Source organism: Pseudomonas sp. LBUM1652, assembly GCF_059716105.1.
This window is the reverse complement of sequence record NZ_CP166804.1, coordinates 5995089-6018330: the sequence shown is the minus strand read 5'-3', so window position 1 is coordinate 6018330 and position 23242 is coordinate 5995089. Positions and strand designations below refer to the sequence as shown.

General features: G+C 59.6%; 22 protein-coding genes. 16 read left to right on the top strand and 6 right to left on the bottom strand.

Annotated elements, in window-relative coordinates; all coding sequences use genetic code 11:
• The first annotated feature begins 89 nt into the window (after nt 1-89).
• The 8 genes from ACA069_RS27240 (at nt 90) to ACA069_RS27205 (ending at nt 8903) form a co-directional block, all read left to right on the top strand.
• The gene (locus ACA069_RS27240; RefSeq protein ID WP_489880611.1) at nt 90-446 is read left to right on the top strand and encodes a gamma-glutamyl-gamma-aminobutyrate hydrolase family protein; all 357 of its coding nucleotides are present in this window, start codon (nt 90-92) and stop codon (nt 444-446) included.
• A gap of 95 nt (nt 447-541) precedes the next feature.
• Nucleotides 542-1900 carry a glutamine synthetase family protein gene (locus ACA069_RS27235; protein ID WP_034151968.1) on the top strand — a complete coding sequence of 453 codons (1359 nt, stop codon included), beginning with the start codon at nt 542-544 and terminating at the stop codon, nt 1898-1900.
• A 56-nt stretch (nt 1901-1956) separates the two neighbouring features.
• Nucleotides 1957-3321 (top strand): aspartate aminotransferase family protein, encoded by a 1365-nt coding sequence (locus tag ACA069_RS27230; RefSeq protein WP_401271620.1) that lies wholly within the window; start codon nt 1957-1959, stop codon nt 3319-3321.
• 171 nt (nt 3322-3492) lie between these two features.
• Entirely contained in the window at nt 3493-4605 is a 1113-nt protein-coding gene (locus ACA069_RS27225; protein ID WP_187681049.1) for a polyamine ABC transporter substrate-binding protein, read from the top strand.
• A 187-nt stretch (nt 4606-4792) separates the two neighbouring features.
• Entirely contained in the window at nt 4793-5890 is a 1098-nt protein-coding gene (locus tag ACA069_RS27220) for a polyamine ABC transporter substrate-binding protein (protein WP_187681048.1), read from the top strand.
• A gap of 66 nt (nt 5891-5956) precedes the next feature.
• Nucleotides 5957-7099 carry an ABC transporter ATP-binding protein gene (locus tag ACA069_RS27215; RefSeq protein WP_100846904.1) on the top strand — a complete coding sequence of 381 codons (1143 nt, stop codon included), beginning with the start codon at nt 5957-5959 and terminating at the stop codon, nt 7097-7099.
• Nucleotides 7100-7134: 35 nt separating this feature from the next.
• Nucleotides 7135-8016 (top strand): ABC transporter permease subunit, encoded by an 882-nt coding sequence (locus ACA069_RS27210; RefSeq protein ID WP_401271625.1) that lies wholly within the window; start codon nt 7135-7137, stop codon nt 8014-8016.
• The gene (locus tag ACA069_RS27205) at nt 8013-8903 is read left to right on the top strand and encodes an ABC transporter permease subunit (RefSeq protein WP_187681046.1); all 891 of its coding nucleotides are present in this window, start codon (nt 8013-8015) and stop codon (nt 8901-8903) included. The genes ACA069_RS27210 and ACA069_RS27205 overlap by 4 nt, the downstream gene beginning before the upstream one ends.
• Nucleotides 8904-9047: 144 nt before the next feature.
• Here the strand turns inward: ACA069_RS27205 and ACA069_RS27200 are convergent, their stop codons facing one another.
• Nucleotides 9048-9689, bottom strand: a complete 642-nt coding sequence (locus tag ACA069_RS27200; RefSeq protein ID WP_489880613.1) for an HD domain-containing protein — start codon at nt 9687-9689, stop codon at nt 9048-9050.
• 310 nt (nt 9690-9999) lie between these two features.
• Here ACA069_RS27200 and ACA069_RS27195 point away from each other — a divergent pair, with 310 nt between their 5' ends.
• Nucleotides 10000-10965 (top strand): GlxA family transcriptional regulator, encoded by a 966-nt coding sequence (locus ACA069_RS27195; RefSeq protein WP_497615559.1) that lies wholly within the window; start codon nt 10000-10002, stop codon nt 10963-10965.
• A gap of 69 nt (nt 10966-11034) precedes the next feature.
• On the opposite strand, the gene ACA069_RS27190 is transcribed toward ACA069_RS27195, so the two are convergent.
• On the bottom strand, nt 11035-13443 hold the full coding sequence (locus tag ACA069_RS27190) for a penicillin acylase family protein (protein ID WP_497615558.1): 2409 nt from the start codon (nt 13441-13443) through the stop codon (nt 11035-11037).
• Between the two features lie 103 nt (nt 13444-13546).
• Nucleotides 13547-14125 carry a DUF6436 domain-containing protein gene (locus tag ACA069_RS27185; RefSeq protein WP_187681042.1) on the bottom strand — a complete coding sequence of 193 codons (579 nt, stop codon included), beginning with the start codon at nt 14123-14125 and terminating at the stop codon, nt 13547-13549.
• Between the two features lie 98 nt (nt 14126-14223).
• On the opposite strand from ACA069_RS27185, the gene bipL reads away from it, so the two are divergent.
• On the top strand, nt 14224-15171 hold the full coding sequence (gene bipL, locus ACA069_RS27180) for a phospholipase BipL (protein ID WP_497615557.1): 948 nt from the start codon (nt 14224-14226) through the stop codon (nt 15169-15171).
• 104 nt (nt 15172-15275) lie between these two features.
• On the opposite strand, the gene ACA069_RS27175 is transcribed toward bipL, so the two are convergent.
• Nucleotides 15276-16028: a DUF2059 domain-containing protein gene (locus tag ACA069_RS27175; RefSeq protein ID WP_401271600.1), complete on the bottom strand. Its 753-nt coding sequence runs from the start codon at nt 16026-16028 to the stop codon at nt 15276-15278.
• A gap of 108 nt (nt 16029-16136) precedes the next feature.
• Between ACA069_RS27175 and ACA069_RS27170 the strand changes: the two genes are divergently transcribed.
• Both ACA069_RS27170 and ACA069_RS27165 read left to right on the top strand, forming a co-directional pair.
• On the top strand, nt 16137-16769 hold the full coding sequence (locus ACA069_RS27170; RefSeq protein WP_187681039.1) for a 2OG-Fe(II) oxygenase: 633 nt from the start codon (nt 16137-16139) through the stop codon (nt 16767-16769).
• A gap of 2 nt (nt 16770-16771) precedes the next feature.
• Nucleotides 16772-17257: a 2-thiouracil desulfurase family protein gene (locus tag ACA069_RS27165; RefSeq protein ID WP_497615556.1), complete on the top strand. Its 486-nt coding sequence runs from the start codon at nt 16772-16774 to the stop codon at nt 17255-17257.
• Nucleotides 17258-17273: 16 nt separating this feature from the next.
• Here the strand turns inward: ACA069_RS27165 and ACA069_RS27160 are convergent, their stop codons facing one another.
• Nucleotides 17274-17843, bottom strand: a complete 570-nt coding sequence (locus tag ACA069_RS27160; RefSeq protein WP_497615555.1) for a transporter substrate-binding domain-containing protein — start codon at nt 17841-17843, stop codon at nt 17274-17276.
• 134 nt (nt 17844-17977) lie between these two features.
• Here ACA069_RS27160 and ACA069_RS27155 point away from each other — a divergent pair, with 134 nt between their 5' ends.
• Nucleotides 17978-18403: a DUF4399 domain-containing protein gene (locus ACA069_RS27155; protein WP_187681036.1), complete on the top strand. Its 426-nt coding sequence runs from the start codon at nt 17978-17980 to the stop codon at nt 18401-18403.
• A gap of 60 nt (nt 18404-18463) precedes the next feature.
• Here the strand turns inward: ACA069_RS27155 and serA are convergent, their stop codons facing one another.
• The gene (gene serA / locus ACA069_RS27150; protein WP_064116317.1) at nt 18464-19693 is read right to left on the bottom strand and encodes a phosphoglycerate dehydrogenase; all 1230 of its coding nucleotides are present in this window, start codon (nt 19691-19693) and stop codon (nt 18464-18466) included.
• Nucleotides 19694-19899: 206 nt separating this feature from the next.
• Here serA and ACA069_RS27145 point away from each other — a divergent pair, with 206 nt between their 5' ends.
• The 3 genes from ACA069_RS27145 (at nt 19900) to ACA069_RS27135 (ending at nt 23211) form a co-directional block, all read left to right on the top strand.
• Nucleotides 19900-21294 carry a D-2-hydroxyglutarate dehydrogenase gene (locus ACA069_RS27145; protein ID WP_305440361.1) on the top strand — a complete coding sequence of 465 codons (1395 nt, stop codon included), beginning with the start codon at nt 19900-19902 and terminating at the stop codon, nt 21292-21294.
• Nucleotides 21295-21335: 41 nt separating this feature from the next.
• On the top strand, nt 21336-22001 hold the full coding sequence (locus ACA069_RS27140; protein WP_497615554.1) for a fumarylacetoacetate hydrolase family protein: 666 nt from the start codon (nt 21336-21338) through the stop codon (nt 21999-22001).
• 286 nt (nt 22002-22287) lie between these two features.
• Nucleotides 22288-23211: an SdiA-regulated domain-containing protein gene (locus ACA069_RS27135; protein ID WP_187679086.1), complete on the top strand. Its 924-nt coding sequence runs from the start codon at nt 22288-22290 to the stop codon at nt 23209-23211.
• Nucleotides 23212-23242 lie beyond the last annotated feature (31 nt).

The following is a 23242-nucleotide window of genomic DNA, read 5'->3' as shown; positions in this document are numbered from 1 at the left end:
GTTGTATTTTTTACGGGGGTGTTGTGTAAAAAAATGAACAAGGCTAAGCTCCGATCAAACCCATAACAGCAATAATACCGGGGTGCTTCATGTCTCGCCTGCCGATAATCGGCGTCACCGACTGCTCGCAACAGTCCGGTCTGCATGCTTATCCCATCAGTGGCGAATCGTCCGTACAGAGTGCAGCCTTTGAGGCTCGCAGCCTGGCGACGAAGTTGTCGTCAGCCGCAGCCAAAACGGCAGCGTCCGATATTCTGGACGCACGACAAGGCATCCGCTTTATGGCGTCTCCTTTCAATATAGATCTCTTTCTCTCCCAAAGCCCGTGCCGCTCCGCAAAGCGTGCTCATGATTCTGCACGCCATGAGTTTGCACAGGAAATGCAACGCCAGCGTAAAGGGCAGGTAAGCTCCTCTTTCATTGTCTATGCGCGGTGCCGGGCGTAAGCCGGTACTGCGCGCAAGCAAGCCCCCTTTAACGCGACGCCCAGGCGTCAAACTTTGCCTGACACCCTGTCAGGAGACTCAGCCCAGAGGCATTTATGAGTAACAACCTCGACCAGCTCACCGATTGGTTGAAAGACCACAAGATCACAGAAGTCGAATGCATGATCGCCGACTTGACCGGTATCACCCGGGGCAAGATCTCGCCGACCAACAAGTTCATCGCCGAAAAAGGCATGCGCCTGCCAGAGAGCGTGCTGCTGCAGACCGTGACCGGCGACTATGTCGAAGACGACATCTATTACGAACTGCTCGACCCGGCCGACATCGACATGATCTGCCGCCCCGACCAGAACGCCGTGTATCTGGTGCCATGGGCCATAGAGCCGACTGCCCAGGTGATCCACGACACCTATGACAAGCAAGGCAACCCGATCGAGCTGTCGCCGCGCAACGTCCTCAAGAAAGTGTTGAAGCTCTACGCCGACAAAGGCTGGCAGCCAATCGTGGCGCCGGAAATGGAGTTCTACCTGACCAAGCGCAGTGACGACCCGGACTATCCGTTGCAGCCACCGATCGGCCGTTCCGGGCGTCCGGAAATCGGACGTCAGTCGTTCTCTATTGAAGCAGCGAACGAATTCGACCCGCTGTTCGAAGACGTCTACGACTGGTGCGAATTGCAGGAGCTGGACCTCGACACGTTGATCCACGAAGACGGCACGGCGCAGATGGAAATCAACTTCCGTCACGGCGACGCGCTGTCGCTGGCCGATCAGATTCTGGTGTTCAAACGCACCATGCGTGAAGCCGCGCTCAAGCACGACGTGGCCGCGACCTTCATGGCCAAGCCGATGACGGGCGAGCCGGGCAGTGCCATGCACTTGCACCAGAGCATCATCGACATCGAAACCGGCAAGAACGTTTTCTCCAATGAAGACGGGACCATGAGCCAGTTGTTCCTGCACCACATCGGTGGCTTGCAGAAACTGATCCCCGAGCTGTTGCCGCTGTTCGCGCCGAACGTCAACTCGTTCCGCCGCTTCCTGCCGGACACCTCGGCGCCGGTGAACGTGGAGTGGGGCGAAGAGAACCGCACCGTGGGCCTGCGCGTACCGGATGCCGGCCCGCAGAACCGCCGTGTGGAAAACCGCCTGCCGGGCGCCGACGCCAACCCGTATCTGGCGATTGCCGCGAGCCTGCTCTGCGGTTACATCGGCATGGTTGAAGGCCTCAACCCGAGTGCGCCGGTGGTCGGTCGTGGCTATGAGCGCCGCAACCTGCGCCTGCCGCTGACCATCGAGGACGCGCTGGAGCGTATGGAAAACAGCGCAACCATCGAGAAATATCTGGGCAAAACTTTCATCACGGGCTACGTCGCGGTCAAGCGGGCCGAACATGAAAACTTCAAGCGCGTGATCAGTTCGTGGGAGCGTGAGTACCTGCTCTTCGCCGTCTGATACGCCGGGCGCGGTGCTCAGGCGCCGCGTCTTCACCGATAACAAGGAGAATTGGCATGACCAGCAACAACCCGCAAACCCGTGAGTGGCAAGCGCTGAGCAGCGACCACCACCTGGCCCCGTTCAGCGACTTCAAGCAATTGAAAGAGAAGGGCCCACGGATCATTACCAACGCCAAGGGCGTTTACCTGTGGGACAGCGAAGGCAACAAGATCCTCGACGGCATGGCCGGTCTGTGGTGCGTGGCCATCGGTTATGGTCGCGATGAACTGGCCGACGCCGCCGCCAAACAAATGCGCGAACTGCCTTACTACAACCTGTTCTTCCAGACCGCGCACCCGCCGGCACTGGAACTGGCCAAGGCCATCGCCAACGTCGCGCCAGAAGGCATGAACCATGTGTTCTTCACCGGTTCCGGCTCCGAAGGCAACGACACCATGCTGCGTATGGTTCGCCATTACTGGGCGATCAAGGGCCAGCCGAACAAGAAAGTCATCATCAGCCGCAAGAACGGTTATCACGGTTCCACCGTGGCTGGCGCGAGCCTGGGTGGCATGACTTATATGCACGAACAGGGCGACTTGCCGATACCGGGCATCGTCCACATCGCTCAGCCGTACTGGTTTGCCGAAGGCGGCGACATGTCGCCGGAAGAGTTCGGTGTCTGGGCGGCCAATCAACTGGAAGAGAAAATTCTCGAAGTCGGCGTCGACAACGTCGGTGCCTTTATTGCCGAGCCGATCCAGGGTGCCGGTGGCGTGATCATTCCACCAGACAGCTACTGGCCGCGTATCAAGGAAATCCTCGCCAAGTACGACATCCTCTTCGTCGCCGACGAAGTGATTTGCGGCTTCGGCCGTACCGGTGAGTGGTTCGGTAGCGATTTCTACGACCTCAAACCCGACATGATGACCATCGCCAAAGGCCTGACCTCCGGCTATATCCCAATGGGTGGCCTGATCGTCCGTGACTCGGTGGTGGCCGTGCTCAACGAAGGCGGCGACTTCAACCACGGCTTCACCTACTCCGGTCACCCGGTGGCGGCGGCGGTGGGGCTGGAAAACATCCGCATTCTGCGCGACGAAAAAATTATCGAGAACGTCCACAACGAAACGGCACCGTATTTGCAGAAACGTCTGCGGGAACTGAACGATCACCCGCTGGTGGGTGAAGTTCGCGGAGTCGGTCTGCTGGGGGCGATCGAGCTGGTGCAGGACAAAGCCACTCGCAAGCGTTACGAAGGCAAGGGCGTCGGCATGATCTGCCGGCAGTTCTGCTTCGATAACGGGCTGATCATGCGTGCCGTGGGCGACACCATGATCATCGCGCCGCCGCTGGTGATCAGCAAAGCGGAGATCGATGAGTTGGTTACAAAGGCACGCAAGTGTCTGGACCTGACCCTCAGTGCATTGCAGGGCTAGGTGCTAGGCTTTGAGCGGGGGAGCTGCGGCGCACTCGCTCGAAGCTGTCAGAAAGGCTGGTCTTTTCTTGAAAGACCGCCTCGGATCTTGCCAGACTAGCCGCGGTTCCAGTTGTCCGGGTTCGGCCGCTGAACAAAGTGGTTCAAAAAAGAAAAATTTGGAGCATGACGCATGAAGGCATTAGGTAAAAAGCTTGCTGGCAAGACACTTCTCGCGCTGTCCATGGCGGGCATGATGGCGGGTGCGGTTCAGGCGGACGACAAGGTATTGCACGTCTATAACTGGTCCGACTACATCGCGCCGGACACGGTCGCCAACTTTGAGAAGGCCACCGGGATCAAAGTCGTCTACGACGTATTCGACAGCAACGAAACCCTGGAAGCCAAGCTGCTGGCCGGTAAATCCGGTTACGACATTGTGGTGCCTTCCAACAACTTCCTCGCCAAGCAGATCAAGGCCGGTGTTTACCAGGAGCTGGACAAGTCCAAGCTGCCGAACTGGAAGAACCTCGACGAAGACCTGCTCAAGGCCGTTGGCGATGCCAGCGACCAGGGCAACAAGCACGCGTTCCCGTACATGTGGGGTTCCATCGGGATCGGCTACAACCCGGCGAAGGTCAAGGCTGCGTTGGGCATCGACAAGATCGATTCCTGGGACATCGTGTTCAAGCCTGAAAACATCGAGAAACTCAAAAGCTGCGGCGTAAGCTTCCTCGACGCCCCGACCGAAATGATTCCGGCGGCTCTGCACTATCTGGGCAAACCGACCAACAGCAAGGACAAGGCTGACCTGAAAGCCGCCGAAGATCTGTTCCTGAAGATTCGTCCTTCGGTTGCCTACTTCCATTCCTCCAAGTACATCTCCGATCTGGCCAACGGCAACATCTGCGTGGCGGTCGGTTACTCGGGTGACCTGGAACAATCCAAGACCCGCGCCCAGGAAGCTGGTGACAAGGTCAAGCTGGCCTACACCATTCCGAAAGAAGGCGCCGGTACTTTCTACGACATGGTCGCCATTCCCAAGGATGCCGAAAACGTCGAAGCCGCTTACAAATTCATGAACTACCTGCTTGAGCCAGAAGTGATGGCCGGGATCACCAACGCCGTACGCTTCCCGAACGGCAACAAGGCGGCCACGCCGCTGGTGGACAAAGACATCACCAGCGATCCGAGCATCTATCCGTCGGCTGAAGTGAAGAAACAGCTCTACGCGATCAGCGATCTGGATGCCGCCACCCTGCGCCTGATCACTCGCAGCTGGACCAAAATCAAATCCGGTAAATAAGCCGGTTTGAAGCAGCAACCGCTGGCCGTCGTCCCCGCGAGGGCGGCCAGCGGGATAATTAAATGACAGAAAGTTTTGCTGGAACGGTTTTTCGAGGGTAAGTTGCGCGCCGGTTTTGTTGCCGGGCAGCCATGGCTGTCATGCAGCGCGGGGCAACTTGGGCCCAACTAATTTAGAGGACCTCCACTTGCCTATTTTTTCTTCTTTGCGCAAAGCCCTGCTGGCCACTGCCGGCCTGACGATTGCTGTCGGTGCCCAGGCCGCCGGTACGGTGCATATTTATAACTGGTCCGATTACATCGGCGAGACCACTCTGGCCGACTTCGAAAAAGCGTCCGGGATCAAGCCGGTCTACGACGTGTTCGACTCCAACGAGACCCTGGAAGGCAAGCTGCTGGCCGGGCGTACCGGTTACGACGTGGTCGTGCCGTCGAACCATTTCCTTGGCAAGCAGATCAAGGCGGGCGCGTTCCAGAAGCTCGACAAGACGCAGCTGCCGAACTATTCCAACCTCGACCCTGTGCTGCTCAAGCGTCTGGAGCAGAACGATCCGGGCAACCTGTACGCTGTGCCTTATCTGTGGGGCACCAACGGCATCGGTTACAACGTCGATAAAGTCAAAGCCGTGCTGGGCGTCGACAAGATCGATTCCTGGGCCGTGCTGTTCGAACCGGAAAACATCAAGAAGCTGCACAGCTGCGGCGTAGCGTTCCTCGATTCGGCCGATGAAATGATGCCGACCGTGCTCAACTACATGGGCCTGAACGCCAACAGCACCAACACCAAAGACTACGAAAAAGCCACCGCCAAACTGCTCGCGGTGCGCCCTTACGTGACCTACTTCCACTCGTCCAAATACATCGGCGACCTGGCCAACGGCGACATCTGCGTAGCCATCGGTTTCTCCGGTGACATCTTCCAGGCCAAGAATCGCGCTGAGGAAGCCAAGAAGGGCGTGAACATCGCCTACTCGATCCCGAAAGAAGGCGGCGCGCTGTGGTTCGACATGCTGGCGATTCCCAAGGACTCGTCCAACGTCAAAGAAGCCCACGCCTTCATCAATTATTTGCTGAAACCTGAGGTGATCGCCCAGGTCAGTGATTATGTCGGTTATGCCAACCCCAACCCGGGTTCGGACAAGCTGATGGAGCAGTCCATTCGCACCGACGAAGCGGTTTATCCACCGCAAGCAGTCCTCGACAAGACCTACGTGTCGACCGAGTTGCCACCCAATATTCAGCGTTTGATGACCCGTAGCTGGACCAAGGTCAAGTCGGGCAAATAAGGCACAACTATCCTGGGTTCGTCCGCATTGGGCGAACTGCACTCTTTTTTTCTGGGAGTTTCGTAAATGGCAGTTGCCTCCGGCGCCTACAAGAAAGCCCTCGAGGGCGACCAGACACCTAAACAGGTGCTGGTCAAAATCGACCGGGTCACGAAGAAGTTCGACGAGACGATTGCCGTGGACGATGTGTCCCTGGAAATCAAAAAGGGCGAAATTTTCGCCCTGCTCGGCGGTTCGGGATCGGGCAAATCCACTCTGCTGCGGATGCTGGCAGGGTTCGAACGGCCCACGGAGGGGCGCATTTTCCTCGACGGCGTCGACATCACCGACATGCCGCCGTACGAACGTCCGATCAACATGATGTTCCAGTCCTACGCTTTGTTCCCGCACATGACCGTGGCGCAGAACATCGCCTTCGGCCTGCAGCAGGACAAGATTCCCAAGGCTGAAGTCGAAGCCCGTGTGGCCGAGATGCTCAAACTGGTGCAGATGAGCCAGTACGCCAAGCGCAAGCCGCATCAATTGTCTGGCGGTCAGCGTCAGCGTGTGGCGCTGGCGCGTTCGCTGGCCAAGCGGCCGAAGTTGCTGCTGCTCGATGAGCCGATGGGCGCACTGGACAAGAAACTGCGTTCGCAGATGCAACTGGAGCTGGTGGAAATCATCGAGCGCGTCGGCGTGACCTGCGTGATGGTGACCCACGACCAGGAAGAGGCCATGACCATGGCCGAGCGCATTGCGATCATGCACCTGGGCTGGATCGCCCAGATCGGTAGCCCGATCGACATCTACGAAACCCCGACCAGCCGCCTGGTCTGCGAATTCATCGGCAACGTCAACATCTTCGAAGGCGAAGTGATCGACGACGCCGAGGGCCACGCGACCATCACCTGCAAGGATCTCGACCGGCAGATCTACGTCGGCCACGGCATCAGCACTTCGGTGCAGGACAAATCCGTGACCTACGCGATCCGTCCGGAGAAGCTGCTGGTCACTGCCGATCAACCGACCTGCGAATACAACTGGTCGAGCGGCAAGGTGCACGACATCGCCTACCTCGGCGGGCATTCGGTGTTCTACGTCGAATTGCCGAGCGGCAAACTGGTGCAGTCGTTTGTCGCCAACGCCGAGCGCCGTGGCGCCCGTCCAACCTGGGGTGATCAGGTTTACGTGTGGTGGGAAGACGACAGCGGCGTGGTACTTCGCTCATGAACATGCGCAAGTTCAAACGACGGCTCAACCGAATAATTCCCAATGGCCGCCAATTGGTCATCGGGGTTCCGTTCATCTGGCTGTTCCTGTTCTTCATGTTGCCGTTCTTCATCGTCCTGAAGATCAGCTTCGCCGAAGCCGACGTGGCCATTCCGCCGTATACCGAGATCTACACGTTTGCCGAGCAGAAGCTGCAACTGCTGCTGAACCTGGGCAACTACGCGATGCTCGGCGACGACGAGCTGTACATCGCCGCCTACCTTGGCTCGCTGAAGATGGCGCTGATCAGCACCGTCCTCTGCCTGCTGATCGGCTACCCGATGGCCTACGCCATCGCCAGCGCCCGTAAAGAGCTGCAAACGGTGCTGGTGCTGCTGATCATGATGCCGACCTGGACGGCGATCCTGATCCGCGTTTACGCGTGGATGGGCATCCTCAGCAACAACGGTCTGCTCAATGGTTTCCTGATGAGCATCGGCCTGATCGACGAGCCGCTGCAGATCCTCAATACCAACCTCGCGGTATACATCGGCGTGGTCTATTCGTACCTGCCGTTCATGATCCTGCCGCTGTACGCCAACCTGGTGAAGCACGACAACAGTCTGCTGGAAGCGGCTTCCGACCTCGGTTCGAGCACCTTCAACAGCTTCTGGAAAATCACCATTCCGCTGTCCAAGAACGGGATCATTGCCGGCTGCATGCTGGTGTTCATCCCTGTGGTAGGCGAGTTCGTGATCCCGGAACTGCTCGGCGGCCCGGAAACCCTGATGATCGGTAAAGTGCTCTGGCAAGAGTTCTTCAACAACCGTGACTGGCCGGTGGCGTCTGCCCTGGCGGTGGTGATGCTGGCGATCCTGATTGTGCCGATCATTCTGTTCAACCGCAGTCAGGCCAAGGAAATGGAGGGTAAAGAATGAAGCGCATCCGTTTCTCCAGCCTGATGCTGGTCGTTGGTTTGGTGTTCATCTACCTGCCGATGCTGATCCTGGTGATCTACTCGTTCAACGCCTCGAAACTGGTGACGGTGTGGGGCGGCTGGTCGATCAAGTGGTACGTCGGCCTGCTCGACAACAGCCAACTGATGGGCTCGGTGCTGCGCTCGCTGGAAATCGCCTGCTACACCGCGGTTGCCGCGGTGGCGCTGGGCACGCTGGCCGCGTTCGTGCTGACTCGCATCACCCACTTCAAGGGCCGCACGCTGTTCGGTGGTCTGGTCACTGCACCGTTGGTGATGCCGGAAGTGATCACTGGTCTGTCGCTGTTGCTGCTGTTCGTGGCCATGGCGCAGATGATCGGCTGGCCGCAGGAACGTGGCATCGTCACCATCTGGATCGCCCACACGACGTTCTGTGCGGCGTATGTGGCGGTGGTGGTGTCGGCGCGTCTGCGTGAGCTGGACCTGTCGATCGAAGAAGCGGCGATGGACCTGGGTGCGCGGCCGTGGAAGGTGTTCTTCCTGATCACCATCCCGATGATCGCGCCGTCGCTGGCGGCGGGCGGCATGATGTCGTTCGCACTGTCGCTGGACGACCTGGTACTGGCGAGCTTCGTCTCCGGCCCGGGTTCGACGACCTTGCCGATGGAAGTGTTCTCGGCGGTGCGTCTGGGCGTGAAGCCTGAGATCAACGCCGTGGCCAGCCTGATTCTGCTGGCGGTATCGATCGTGACGTTCCTGGTTTGGTTCTTCAGCCGCCGCGCCGAAGAAGCCCGCAAGAAAGCCATCCAGCAAGCCATCGAAGAAAGCGCTGCCGATTCGTGGAAACAACCGGACGCGCGCCGCGCGCCTGCGCCGGAAGCGGCTTAAAGCAATATCGGGATGGCCTCGGTCTTGAGGCCAACCACAAATCGAAATGTGGGAGCGAGCCTGCTCGCGAAGACGGAGTATCAGTCGACTCAAATATTGACTGATACACCGCTTTCGCGAGCAGGCTCGCTCCCACCTTTCGTTTTATGCAGTCCAGGGTGATTGGCGGATGACCTCGACAAAGTTCATCGGCTTGAACCCCGGTTCCTGATCCTTCAACACATCAGTCTTCACATTGCCGAACGTGGTCTGCGGACGATGGCGCAGCCCATCGGCAAAGGCGCAGATGATGCACTCCTTGAAACCTTCCCCCCGTGGATGCGCATGCACCACCGCTTCACGCTGCACGCTGCTGAACGCCGCGTAGTCCATGCCCAGCACATCCATTTCCACGCCTGCCGTCACCAGCGCCACGGTCGGGCGCAAATGCTTGGGCACGCCCGGCGTGGTGTGCAGGGCAATCGACAGCCAGACCTGTTCGATGTCGTCATCGCTCAACCCGTAAGGCTTGAGAAACGCCGCTGCGGCGTTGGCGCCGTCGACCTCGAAACGTTCGTCATCGCTGCGGTGACCTTCGACCAGACCAAGGTCATGAAACATCGCGCCGACGTACAACAGCTCCGGATCGTAGGCCAGTTGCTGACGCTCACCGCTCAATGCACCGAACAGAAACACCCGGCGCGAGTGGTGATAGAGCAGGTCGGATTCGATGTCGCGGATGTACTCGGTGGTCGCGCGGGCCAGGGCGCTGTCAGGGATTTTGATGCCGGCAATGGTGGTGCTCATGAGAGTTTCCTCTTGAAAAACGCCGGTGTGGCGCCGATGAGGAAAGTCTGTTCCCGCGCTGCAAAACGAACAATCGACCCATGGCTGCGATCCTTGCCAATCGACCTGCAAATCGTGCCAACTCACCAGTGGGAGAGATATCGCGATACTCATTGTGGTGAGGGGATTTATCCCCGATGGGTTGCGCAGCAGCCCCAGAACCTGCTGATTAGGCTTATCAGTTAAAACGCGATTACAGGATTTACGACTGCTGCGCAGCCGATCGGGGATAAATCCCCTCGCCACAGGTTCAGAGGAGTTTGCGAGAGAGATGAACAAAACCGTCGCCATTGTGGTGTTCCCCGGTGTGCAATCGCTGGACGTCAGCGGGCCCATGGATGTGTTTGCCGAGGCCAACCGTTTTCTTGCGCCAGAGGATCACTATCGCCTCGACGTGATCGGTGTCGAACACGGGCCGATGGCATGCTCCAACGGCCTGACCCTGAATGCTCACCGACATTTCAGCGCAGCGCTTGAGGCCTATGACTTGCTGTTGGTGGCTGGCGGGCCGACCTTGCCGTTCATGGAGTTCGGCAAGACCTTCGATGCCTGGCTGCGTGAAGCCTGTGCGCGGGCACGGCGTTTCGGGTCGATCTGCAACGGCGCGTTCATGTTGGCGCGGGCGGGATTGCTCGAGGGGCGCACGGTCACTACGCACTGGAACGATGCCGACGCCCTGGCGCAGTTGTGCCCATCGACGCAGGTGGAGGCGGATCGCTTGTATGTCGAGGACGGCGCGCTCTACACCTCGGCCGGGGTGACGGCGGGGATTGATCTGTCGCTTTACCTGCTGGCCCGCGATCACGGCGCGGAGGTGGCGCTGAGCGTGGCCAAGCGGCTGGTGGTGTTCACCCAGCGTTCGGGCGGGCAGTCGCAGTTCAGCCCGTTCCTGACGCCCCACGCGGAGCCGACGTCGGCGGTGGCGATGGTGCAGTTGTACGTGCTGGCCAATCTCACCGGGGATCTGACCATTGCCGATCTGGCGAATGCGGCGAACATGAGTGCGCGTAACTTCTCGCGTGTGTTTGCGCGGGAGGCGAAGGTCACGCCGGCGGAGTTCGTTGAGCGAGCGCGAGTGGATGCGGCGCGGGTGATGCTCGAAAGCACCACGGCGCCGCTGAAGACTGTGGCGTATCAGTGCGGATTTCGCGATGCGCAGCATATGCGCGGTGTGTTCAATCGAAGGTTGGGCGTGACGCCGCAGCAGTTTCGGTTGAATTTTGCGGTGATGGTTTGAGGCCTTAATTGATCTGAAGGGCCCCATCGCGAGCAGGCTCGCGATGGGGTCAGTTCAGTCAGCACAAAGCTATTGCGCAGCCCGCGCCGGCAGCAGCTTCAAGGTACTGCGCGTATTCGCCATCACCTCTTCCTCACTGAAATGCGCCTGTACATAAATCCCGTCGACATACGCCTCTGCCTGATCGTCATAGTGACTGTTGAACGGTACGCCACTCTGGCCCACCGGGTTGATCGTCAGGCTGTGCGCCGGGTCGGCGAAGTCCACCAGGCGCCGCGTCGAAGGCCCATAGGTCACCGGCCATGGCGCCGGGCCAATCTTCGCCGAGAGGTTGTTCGGCACTTCATGACTGCCCGGTGCAGCAAACGGGCCGACGTTGAAAATGCGATCCAGCGGCTTCTGCTGCCCCAGCGGATGACCATGGGTCAGCGTGTGCGCCGTGCCCCATTTCCAGGTGGAGGCATCCTCTCCGAGGGTCAGTTTCAGGTGCTTCATACTCGCCTGCCAAGCCGCGCGCACGGTGTCGGCACGGGTCTCTTTGTCTGGCGTGGCGCGGTTATCCCACCACGCTGAATCGGCGTTTGCCGCCAGTCGTGGCAGTGCCGAATCAATCACCCGCGTCGACAGCAGCGTCTCGAAAAAGTCATTGCCCAACTCGTCGCGCATTGCCGCATCGGCGAGGTCGTAGAGGAACTGGTTGAACACCGTCGCACTGACCGAGTCCAGCGGATAGTCGCCTTGCCACTGTGCCAGTTGCTCGACCAATTTCAGTTGCGCCGGATCGCTCACCACTTCGCGCAGCACTGGCAACAGCGGCGCCAGCAGACGCGGGCCGTAACCGGTGGTGGTGCCCAGTTGCAGCTTCTGGTTGGCTTCGTTGTTCCACTTCACCGTCTTGTCGCTGAGCTGGCGGTTGAGCTGCTGGCCACGGTCGGCGAGGTTGTAGTAACCCGGAATTTCCATGCCGGTGGGCGAAACGGGTTGAAAGTTGGCCGAGACGATATAGCCGCGCGCCGGGTTCTCTTCCTGCGGGTTGGCGCTGAACGGGTAGAAGCCGTCCTTGTCCGCCTGATTCGTGCTGCCGTCGAGAATGAAACCCGGTTTCACCCCGGTCGGCCGCTTGGGCAGCAATGCCGAAGCCCACCAAGCGATATCGCCCTTAGCGTTGGCGTAGACAAGATTGAGCCCCGGCGCCTGCACTTTGGCCGCAGCGGCGCGGGCCTTGGCCAGGGTATCGGCGCGGTTGAGCTGGTAGAAGCCTTCGAGGATCGGGTTCGGTGTTTCGAGGAACGCCCACCACATGGCGATCGGTGTTTTGCCGGCAGCCGTGCCGAGGGCGTCGTTGACGATCGGGCCGTGAGGCGATTGACGCAGGGTGATCGTCACCGGCGCCTGGCCCTTCACATTGATCTGCTGCTCGGTCCTGACCATGTCGGTCCACTGGCCGCGATACCAGACCTGATTCGGGTTGTCCGGGTTGACCTTCTCGGCGATCAGATCCAGATCGTCGTTCTGGAACATCGTCAGGCTCCAACCGAAATCCAGGTTATGCCCAAGGAACGCGAACGGCACCAGCGCCTGATGATGCCCGTAGAGTTCAAAGCCCGGCGCAGACAACTGCGCCTCGTACCACACCGACGGCACGGAGAACCGAATATGCGGATCGCCGGCCAGCAGCGGTTTGCCGCTCTGGCTGCGGCTGCCGGCAATCACCCAGGCATTGCTGCCTTCAAATTGCGGCAGGCCGTTGTCGATCAGCGCCTGCTCACTGAGGCGGGCGAGGGCGTTGAGGTCTTTCCAGTCGCCGGCCGCGAGCGCCGGAGCGGGGTTGCGGCCCTTGGCCAATACGCCTTTTGGCTGCCAGTCGAGGTCGAAGACGTTGAGGTAATCGGCACCGAGTTGATCGCGCACGTAGGTCAGCAGTGGCTCGGTGCGAAACGCAGCGGCAAAGCTGTAAGCCATGTAGCCGGCGACACTGATGCTGTCCTCGGCGGTGAACGGCCGCTTGGGGATGCCCAGCACGTCGAACTCGACAGGCGCGGCGTGGGTGTCCTGATATTGGTTGATGCCATCCAGATAGGCTTGCAGGCCCTTCCACGCCGGGGATTGTTTATCGAGGCTGGCGACGTAACTGGCCGCGCGTTCACGGATGCGCAGGCTGCGGAACAGTTTGTCGGTGTCGAGCAGTTTCGGCCCGAGCACCTCGGCCAGTTCGCCGCGTGCAAGTCGGCGCATGGCTTCCATCTGGAACAGGCGATCCTGGGCATGCACATAGCCGAGGGCGCGATAGAGGTCGGTTTCGTTCTCTGCGCGGATGTGCGGCACGCCGCGCTCGTCATAGCGCACAGTCACCGAACCTTGCAGGTTGCGCAGTTCAATCTGGCCCTGACGCGTCGGTTGCTTGCTGTAGACGTACCAGCCCGTGCCAGCGAGCAGGACGACGATGAGCAGGGCGAGAACGGTGAACACGCGCTTCATGGTGACTCCTTGTGCAGGCGGGATTGCCGCCCCGTCGGGCTGCAAACAATTAGCACAGACCTTCTGTGCCGTGCATCGCTGTCCTCGAAAAGTCCGGAATGCCTTACTGCGGCTCCACCGGCCATGGGCAATAGCAGCCGACCGCCAAGGTGTGTGTGGCGTTGACCGGGCGATCATCTGTCAGCGCATTCAGGATCGGTTCGATAAAACTGTTGCTGGAGTTGCAGGTCAGGCCTTCGCTGTAGGGGCCGAAGTACGCCAGTTTGCCGTTGCGATCCCAGATCGCCACCGCCGGGCTGGCGGGGACCTGCTCGGAGCCGGGCAATACCGTGATGGTTTTCAGCGTGCTTAACGTGGTGGGCAACTGGCCGTGGCTACCGACCTTTTGCACGGCAAAAAACTCCACGCCTTTGGCGCTGAACTGCTCGACCATTTCGGTCAGGTGCTGTTGATTGCCGACATTGCAGGGGCATGCCGGGTCCCAGAAATGCACCAGACGGATATTGCCGGGGCCGGCGAGATCATCGGGCAGGCGCAGCGGGTCGCCGGAGAACACCGCGGTGTGTTCACTGAACGCCCGCAAATAGCGGCCCTGAAACCAGTCGTACGCCGCCCACAGCACCCCTGCACACACGAGCGCAAGCAGGCTGGCAAACAGTGCGGTGCGGTAGGGCGAGCGCATGGATTTGTGTCCTCAGAGGCCGGCTAGCTTGCCATGCTTGTCGCGACAGATGAATATCGCAGGCCGATAAAGTCTGTTCACCGTTCTGGAATTGCCTCATGCCTGCCATTTTCGATCCCGATCATTTACGCGCCAGCCTCAAGCCTTTGGCCGAGTGGCAGCCGTTGTCGGAGGAGGCCAAGGCCTATCAGCAGTTCTACAAAACCGACTTTTCCGAGCGCGATGTCTGGCGCGGCATGGGACGGTTTTCAGTGGACGGTTACGAACTGGTCAGCCATTGCTGGTGGCCGGAGAAGGTCAAGGGCACGCTGTTTCTGTTGCACGGCTTCTACGATCACACCGGGCTGTATCGACATGTGATCGAGTGGGCGCTGGATCAGGATTTTGCGGTGATCGCCTGTGATTTGCCGGGGCATGGTCTTTCCAGCGGCGCGCGGGCGAGTATTCGTGATTTCTCCGAATATCAGGACGCTCTGCAAGCCTTGTTCGCCGAGGCCCATTCGATTGCGCTGCCGCAGCCGTGGCACCTGTGCGGGCAAAGTACCGGCGGGGCGATCGTGGTCGATCATGTGCTAAATCATGGCGAGAACAGTCCGGCGCAGGGTCAGTTGATTCTGCTGTCGCCGCTGGTACGGCCGCGAGCGTGGGGCTGGTCGCAACTCAGTTATTACCTGCTGCGGCCGTTCGTGCGGGGCATTGCGCGGCGCTTTAGCGAGAACTCCAATGATCCGGATTTCCTGCCGTTTCTGCTGGCCGATCCGCTGCAGCCCAAGCGCCTGCCCACCGCATGGGTCGGCGCCTTGTCACGTTGGATCAACCGAGTGGAATACGCGAAGAAAAGCCCGCGGCGGCCGCTGATCATTCAGGGGCAGGCGGACATGACCGTGGACTGGCAACACAATTTGCAGGTGTTGAAATGGAAGTTTGATCGGCCGCAGATCTTGCTGCTGCCCCAGGCGCGGCATCATCTGGCCAATGAGACGGCTGACATGCGCGAGGAGTACTTCGAGTTCTTGAGCAAGCGGATCAAGGGCCGGAACCTCTAGCGTCTGTCAGGGCCTCTTCGCGAGCAGGCTCGCTCCCACAGGGGCACGCGTTCCCAAATGTGGGAGCGAGCCTGCTCGCGAAGACGGCGGTCAGACAGCGCAGATCATTGGTTGAGGTTCGAAGTATTCTGCCCCACCGCCAACCCGGCCCGAATTGCCGCCAACGCGGCCTGATAGTAAGCCTTGCCCTCGGTCGACTCGGCAAACGTCGCAAACTCTTCCAGCTCTTCATCCGACAAGTCGCGATACACGTAGAGCAGCGTGTTGTTCATGTCCGCGCCGATCTGATCCATCAGGCGTTGGCGCTGGCCGTTCAACATGCCTTGCGCTTGTCCACCACCGAGCAGTCCCGGAATCATCGAACTCAAACTGTCCGCCGCCACGCCGGCAATCGCCAGACTGACTTCTGCGCCGGCTTCACGGGCGGGCAGGGCTTGAGCCAGATGGCCGATGATCAGCAAGCGGCTGTCACTGGCCGGCATCTTCGGCAGGCCTTTGGCATTCTTTGCCAGTTGATCGCGGCGGGTCGCGAGCAATTCGGCGGCGACGATTTTCTTGCCCAGCGGCGACTGGAAAAAGGACAGGGCCGGTTTGGGATCGGCGAGGTTCTGCCGCAGTTGGGCTTCGGCGCGTTGATCCATGGCCTGTGGGGCGAAGCGCTGATTGCTGTTGTTGACCAGCGCTTGAAAGACGGCGGGTGGCAGGCTGTTTTGATAGCGCTGCTGCGCGGCACTCAAGGCGTCATTGAAATGCGCACGTTGATCTGGCCAGCCGGCGACCTTGTACAACTGATCGTAGCCGTCCGCCCAGGCGGGCAAAACGCAGAACATCAACAGTGAAAAAAGCAAACGGCGCATAGGGACTCCTGTCAGCAGCGCACTATTCTCCGTGCGGTGCCGGTACTTGTCGAGAATTCGTATCAAGCCGCCGCGTGGCTCTGTCGGATTTTTTGCCGCCGACATACTATGCGCGCCATGCAAATATCCTCTGAACACCCGCTGCTGTTACGTATCGTCGACGACTTGGCCGAGCACGGCTGGTCGCAGCAGAACATTTTCCTGCCCGCGGGTTTGACCCGCGAGCTGGCGGACGAGTGCCGTAAACGTGAGGCCGAGGGTGAACTGGCGCCGGCGGCGGTCGGCCGTGGGCCGTTTTCAGAGATTCGCGAGGGGATTCGCGGCGATCATATTCAGTGGATCGATCCCGGTCAGGCCGAGGCCAGCGACCGATACCTGAGCCTGATGGACAGTCTGCGCGAGTCGCTCAATCGGGGTTTGTTCCTCGGTCTTGAAGACTTCGAATGCCATTTCGCGCTGTATCCGCCGGGGGCTTTTTATCGCAAGCACGTCGACCGCTTCCGTGACGACGACCGGCGCATGGTTTCGGTGGTGGTTTACCTCAACGAAGCGTGGTTGCCGGAGGATGGCGGTCAGTTGCGCATGTACTTGGGTGATGATCGCGTTCACGACGTGCAGCCTACCGGCGGCTGCCTCGTGGTGTTTCTTTCCGGCGAAGTCCCCCATGAAGTGCTGCCGGCCAATCGCGAGCGCTTGTCGCTGACGGGTTGGTTCCGTCGCCGTGGCAACGAGCCTTTCTGATCATGGAAAAGATTCTGGTCAGCCGCTGCCTGTTGGGCCACCGCGTGCGTTATGACGGTGGGGCCAGCGGGCCGTTTGATGTGCTGGAACAGTGGATTGCTGAAGGTCGGGTGGTGCCGTTGTGTCCAGAGGTGGCCGGTGGTTTGCCGACCCCGCGTGCGGCGGCGGAGATTCCGGGCGGGCAGGGTGGTGAGGTGCTGGATGGCGTTGCTTCGGTGATCACCACCGACGGCGAGGATGTCAGTGCGCAGTTTCTCGATGGGGCGCGGCAGGCGCTGGCGTTGGTGCAAAGGCACGGCATTCGCGTCGCGGTGCTCAAGGCCAACAGTCCTTCTTGCGGGAATCTGCTGACCTATGACGGGACGTTCAGTGGGGTCAAAGTCAGTGGCGAAGGCGTGACGGCTGCACTGCTCAAGCGCCACGGCGTGCAAGTCTTCAGCGAGCTTGAATTGCCGCAAGCCGCACAGGCCTTGATCCAGCTCGATTAAAACCCAGATTTCATTGTTACTTGGGTTGGGTGAACCACTTCTCGGACAACGCCGCCAACCGCCCATCCGCCTTGATCCGCTGCAACGCACCTTCAAGGCTGGCGCGAAACGCCGGATTACCCTTCTGAAACGGAATCGCCAAATCCACTGGCGCACCCACTGCTGGCTTCTCCTCAGTCAACGATTGCACCAATACCATCGGCCGCGGCTGCTCATCTTTCTTCGCCAGCAACTGCGAATCGATCTGGCTGTAAGGCTCGCTGAAGTCGAAACGATCCTTTAGTTCGGCTGTCAGTGCTATGTGGTTGAGCGCGACGTCGTACTTGCCGCTTTCAACGCCCTGGAGTAGATCGCCCTCGTCGGTGACGATGAAGTCGGCGCGAACATCCAGCTCCTTGGCCAGCAGTTGCCCAAGCTCGACCTCGAACCCCGTGAGTGTGTCGCCGTCCTTGTAATTAAAGGGCGGTGTATTAGCCTCAAGAGCAATACGCAACTCGCCACGGTCGTTGACGTCATCAATCAGTTCGGCGTGAGCCAGCGGGCTCAGAAGGGGTAGCAGGCAGATCAGGCCAGGCAGAAAACGCATGGTCACTCCTTTGAAATCATTATCGCGGCCAGATTTTCTGGCTCGCTTTGCTATGGTTGTCGAGTGCCTTCGACAACGAATGGTCATGAAGTTGTCATGACCACGCGGATTTTACGGAAAAACTGGAGAAGAAAATGAAAAGCTTTATGTCACGTGCAGCGTTGGCGGGTGTGCTGATGGGCGTTTCGGTGCTGGCCAGTGCGGCCACCCCGGCTCCAAAGGGTGCCGAAGTGTTCATCGTTTCTCCCGAAGACGGGGCGACTGTATCGCAAACCTTTACCGTCAAATTTGGCGTCAAGGACGTCTCGCTGGCACCGGCGGGCGATGTCACCAAACACTCCGGTCACCATCATCTTTTGATTGATGTCGACAAGTTGCCGGCGGCCGGTGCGCCGATTCCCAACGATGCCAACCACATGCACTTCGGCAAGGCGCAGACTCAGGCCGACATCAAGCTGGCCCCGGGCAAACACACCTTGCAGCTTGAACTGGGTGACAGCGGCCACATGCCGTTCGATCCACCCATCGTGTCGAAGAAGATCACCGTCAACGTCGAATAACTTGCGGCGTGTATGAAAAAGGGAGCCCGAGGGCTCCCTTTTTTGTCGCTCAGCGTTCGATCAGAACAACACGCGGCTGCGGATGGTGCCGTTGATGTGCTGCAGCTTCTCTTGCGCCAGATCCGAATATTCGGCGTCGACGTCGATCACCACGTAACCAACCTTCTCGTTGGTCTGCAGGAACTGACCGGAGATGTTGATGCCGTTTTCGGCGAAGACCTTGTTGATCTCGCTCATCACACCCGGGATGTTCTCGTGGATGTGCAGCAGGCGGTGCTTGCCAGGGTGAGCCGGCAGGGCCACTTCCGGGAAGTTCACCGACGAAACGGAAGTACCGTTGTCGCTGTACTTGACCAGTTTTTCCGCCACTTCCAGACCGATGTTGGCTTGCGCTTCAGCGGTCGAACCACCGATGTGCGGGGTCAGGATCACGTTGTCGAGGCCACGCAGCGGGCTTTCGAACTCTTCGTCGTTGGAGCGTGGCTCCACCGGGAACACGTCGATGGCCGCGCCGATCAGGTGCTTGTCCTTGATCGCGTCCGCCAGGGCGTCCAGCTCGACCACGGTGCCGCGTGCCGCGTTGATCAGGATGCCGCCCTTCTTGATGGCGCGGATTTCCTTCTCGCCGATCATCCACTGGGTCGCAGCGGTTTCCGGAACGTGCAGGGTGACGATGTCGGACATGCCCAGCAGTTCGTGCAGGTTGCCGACCTGAGTGGCGTTGCCCAGCGGCAGCTTGGTCACGGTGTCATAGAAGAACACCTGCATCCCCAGACCTTCAGCCAGAACCGACAACTGAGTACCGATCGAGCCGTAGCCGACGATGCCGAGTTTTTTGCCGCGGATCTCGAAGGAGTTGGCCGCGCTCTTGATCCAGCCGCCACGGTGGCAGGAAGCGTTTTTCTCCGGAATGCCGCGCAGCAGCAGGATCGCTTCGGCCAGCACCAGCTCGGCTACGGAGCGAGTGTTGGAGTACGGCGCGTTGAACACGGCAATGCCGCGCTCGCGGGCTGCACTGAGGTCAACCTGGTTGGTGCCGATGCAGAAACAGCCTACAGCGACAAGCTTCTTCGCGTGATCGAAGATCTCTTCGGTCAGTTGGGTGCGAGAACGAATGCCGATGAAGTGAGCGTCAGCGATCTTTTCCTTGAGCTGGGCTTCCGGCAGAGAACCTGTGAGGTACTCGATGCTGGTGTAGCCCGCCGCCTTGAGGACGTCGACAGCCGATTGGTGGACGCCTTCGAGAAGAAGGAACTTGATCTTGCTCTTATCGAGAGAAGTCTTGCTCATCTGCGTAAACCTGTATCCCGGAGAAAAATGGCAGGGAGGGGAGCAGCTTGGAGCTGACCCGAACGGCAGGAAAGCCGTCGCCGCAGAACTGGCCTTGGGCACTGTTCTGCGGGGTCGGTATGCTAGCATAGCCACCCCGCTAAACACTCATTCCTGCGACGTGAAGCGTTCTCAGGATGACCATGAATTGTTCGAGAGTTCTGTCGATGACCAATCCTGCCCTGATTGATGAACTGAAGACCCTGGTCGAGCCTGGCAAGGTCCTGACCGACGCCGACTCCCTGAACACGTATGGCAAGGATTGGACCAAGCACTTCGCCCCGGCGCCCAGCGCCATCGTGTTCCCCAAGACCATCGAACAAGTACAGGCCGTTGTGCGCTGGGCCAATACCCACAAAGTCGCGCTGGTGCCATCGGGCGGGCGTACCGGTCTTTCCGCCGCCGCGGTGGCCGCCAATGGCGAAGTGGTCGTGTCGTTCGACTACATGAACCAGATTCTCGACGTGAACCTCACTGATCGCACCGCCGTTTGTCAGCCGGGCGTGGTCACCGAGCATTTGCAGAACGTCGCCGAAGAAAAGGGCCTGTACTACCCGGTGGATTTCGCTTCTGCCGGATCGAGCCAGATTGGCGGCAATATCGGCACCAATGCCGGCGGGATCAAGGTGATTCGCTACGGCATGACCCGCAACTGGGTCGCTGGCATGAAAGTCGTCACCGGCAAGGGCGACGTGCTGGAGCTGAACAAAGACCTGATCAAGAACGCCACCGGTTACGACCTGCGGCAACTGTTCATCGGCGCCGAAGGCACCCTCGGTTTCGTCGTCGAAGCGACCATGCGTCTGGATCGCGCGCCGAAAAACCTCACCGCGATGGTCCTCGGCACCGCCGATTTCGACTCGATCATGCCGGTGTTGCATGCCTTCCAGGGCAAGCTCGACCTGACCGCTTTCGAATTCTTCTCCGATAAAGCCCTGGCCAAAGTGCTGGGCCGCGGTGATGTGCCGGCACCGTTCGAGACCGACTGCCCGTTCTACGCACTGCTGGAATTTGAAGCGACCACTGAAGAAGTGGCCAACAGCGCGCTGGAAACCTTCGAACACTGCGTCGAGCAGGGCTGGGTGCTGGACGGCGTGATGAGCCAGAGCGAAACCCAGTTGCAGAACCTGTGGAAGCTGCGCGAGTACATCTCCGAAACCATCTCGCACTGGACGCCCTACAAGAACGACATCTCGGTCACGGTTTCGAAAGTGCCAGCGTTCTTGAAGGAAATCGACGCGATCGTCGGCGAACACTACCCGGACTTCGAAATCGTCTGGTTCGGCCACATCGGCGACGGCAACCTGCACCTGAACATCCTCAAGCCGGAAAACCTGAGCAAGGACGAGTTCTTCGCCAAGTGCGCCACCGTCAACAAGTGGGTGTTCGAAACCGTCGAGAAGTACAACGGTTCGATTTCCGCCGAGCACGGCGTGGGCATGACCAAGCGCGATTACTTGACCTACAGCCGTTCGCCGGTTGAGATCGAATACATGAAAGCGGTCAAAGCGGTGTTCGACCCGAACGGCATCATGAACCCGGGCAAGATCTTCGCGGTTTGATCTGTAATTCTTGATGAATCAATGAAGGCAGGAGTCGGTAAATGAGCTATCAGCACCAGTACGTCGACGGCACGCGCATTCACTTCCCGATCGGGAAAGTGGTATGCATCGGCCGTAATTACGCCGAACACGCCAAGGAACTGGACAACCCGGTGCCTACCGAGCCGCTGCTGTTCATCAAGCCGGGCAGTTGCGTGGTGCCGCTCGAAGGCGGCTTCAGCATTCCGACCGAGCGCGGTTCGGTGCACTACGAAGCGGAAATTGCCGTGTTGATCGGCAAGCCGTTGTCGACCAAGCCGAGCCGTGAAGAAGTGCTGGACGCGATCTCCGGTTTCGCCCCGGCGCTGGACCTGACCTTGCGGGACAAGCAGGCCGAGCTCAAATCCAAGGGCCTGCCGTGGGAAATCGCCAAGTCGTTCGACGGCGCGGCAGTACTAGCGCCTTTCGTGGTCGGCAGCACCTTCGCGGATCTGGCCGACATCGGCATTCGCTTGACCATCAACGGCGAAGTCCGCCAGGACGGCAACAGCAGCGCGATGCTCAACCCGATCGTGCCGATGATCCAGCACATGGCCGGCTGTTTCTCGTTGCAGGCCGGTGACGTGATTCTCACCGGTACGCCAGTGGGCGTTGGCCCGCTGAACGTCGGCGACGACATCGTGCTGGAACTGGTTGGCGCCAGCAGCTTCAGCAGCAGCGTGCGCTGATTCAACGCATACCCCTGATGAAATGAGCTTTTGTGATGAGGGGATTTACCCCGATGGACTGCGCAGCAGTCCCCAGTTTGTTGGGGCCGCTTTGCAGCCCATCGGGGATGAATCCCCTCGCCACAAGAGCCCCATTTGTTTTGTGTCGCGCCACGCAACGCACACGACAATCGCGCCATTTGCCGTTTTTTTCACATCCCGTCCGGATAATTTCCGCAATTCTGGCGTCTTAGCCGGCCTCTTTGTGCTATTACCCATAGCCTGAATTTTCGGAACGCGTCCCTCGATGTCATCTCAAACTCAGCTCAAATCCCCTCGCCGCTCACGTTTTGCCCTGCGCTGGTATGCCTGGCTGCTGTTGGCGATTGCTGCGGCGTATGGGTTGGCGTTCGCCATGCATTGGGATGATCGGGGCGTGCTGTGGGTGCTGGAGCGCTTCGAAAGCACGGCAGAGCAAAAGGAAAGCATCTGGCTGCCGGACTACCGGGCGGTGATCGATGCCAAGCCGCTGGCAGGCATGGAGAAGGACGAAGCTTCGGACCTGGCTTACAACCCGCAAACCAAAACCCTGTTCTCGGTGATGGGCAAAAACCCGTTCCTCGCCGAGCTGACGCTGCAAGGCGATGTGCTGCGCAAGATGCCATTGGTGGGCTGGAGCAATCCGGAAGGCCTGACCGTCATGGAAAACGGCCTGATGGCGATCGTCGACGAGCGTCAGCACACGCTGTCGATTGTCAAAGTCGATGCTGACACCCGTGAGCTCAACATCGCCAATTTCCCCAAATACGACCTCGGCCCGTCGAAAGACCAGAACAAGGCTTTCGAAGCCATCACCTGGGACTCGCGCAATCAGCAACTGTGGCTGGGCGAGGAGCGACCGCCGGCGCTGTTCACCTGGAAGAGTGATGGTAGCCAGGCCCTGAAGGGCGACAAGCAGAAGCTGGCCAGTGATGAACTGGATATCCGCAATCTGTCTGCTCTGGCGATTGATCCGCGCACCGGCCATATGCTGGTACTTTCCGCCGATTCGCACCTGCTGCTGGAGCTGGACGAGAAGGGCGAGCAAGTCAGCTTTATGACTTTGCTTGGCGGTTTCAACGGCTTGAAATCGACCATCCCCCGCGCTGAAGGCGTGACCATGGATGAGTCTGGCACGCTGTATATAGTCAGTGAGCCGAACCTGTTCTATCGCTTCGAAAAACAGAAGTAACTTTCCCTACGGCAATTGCAGAATTGTGCAG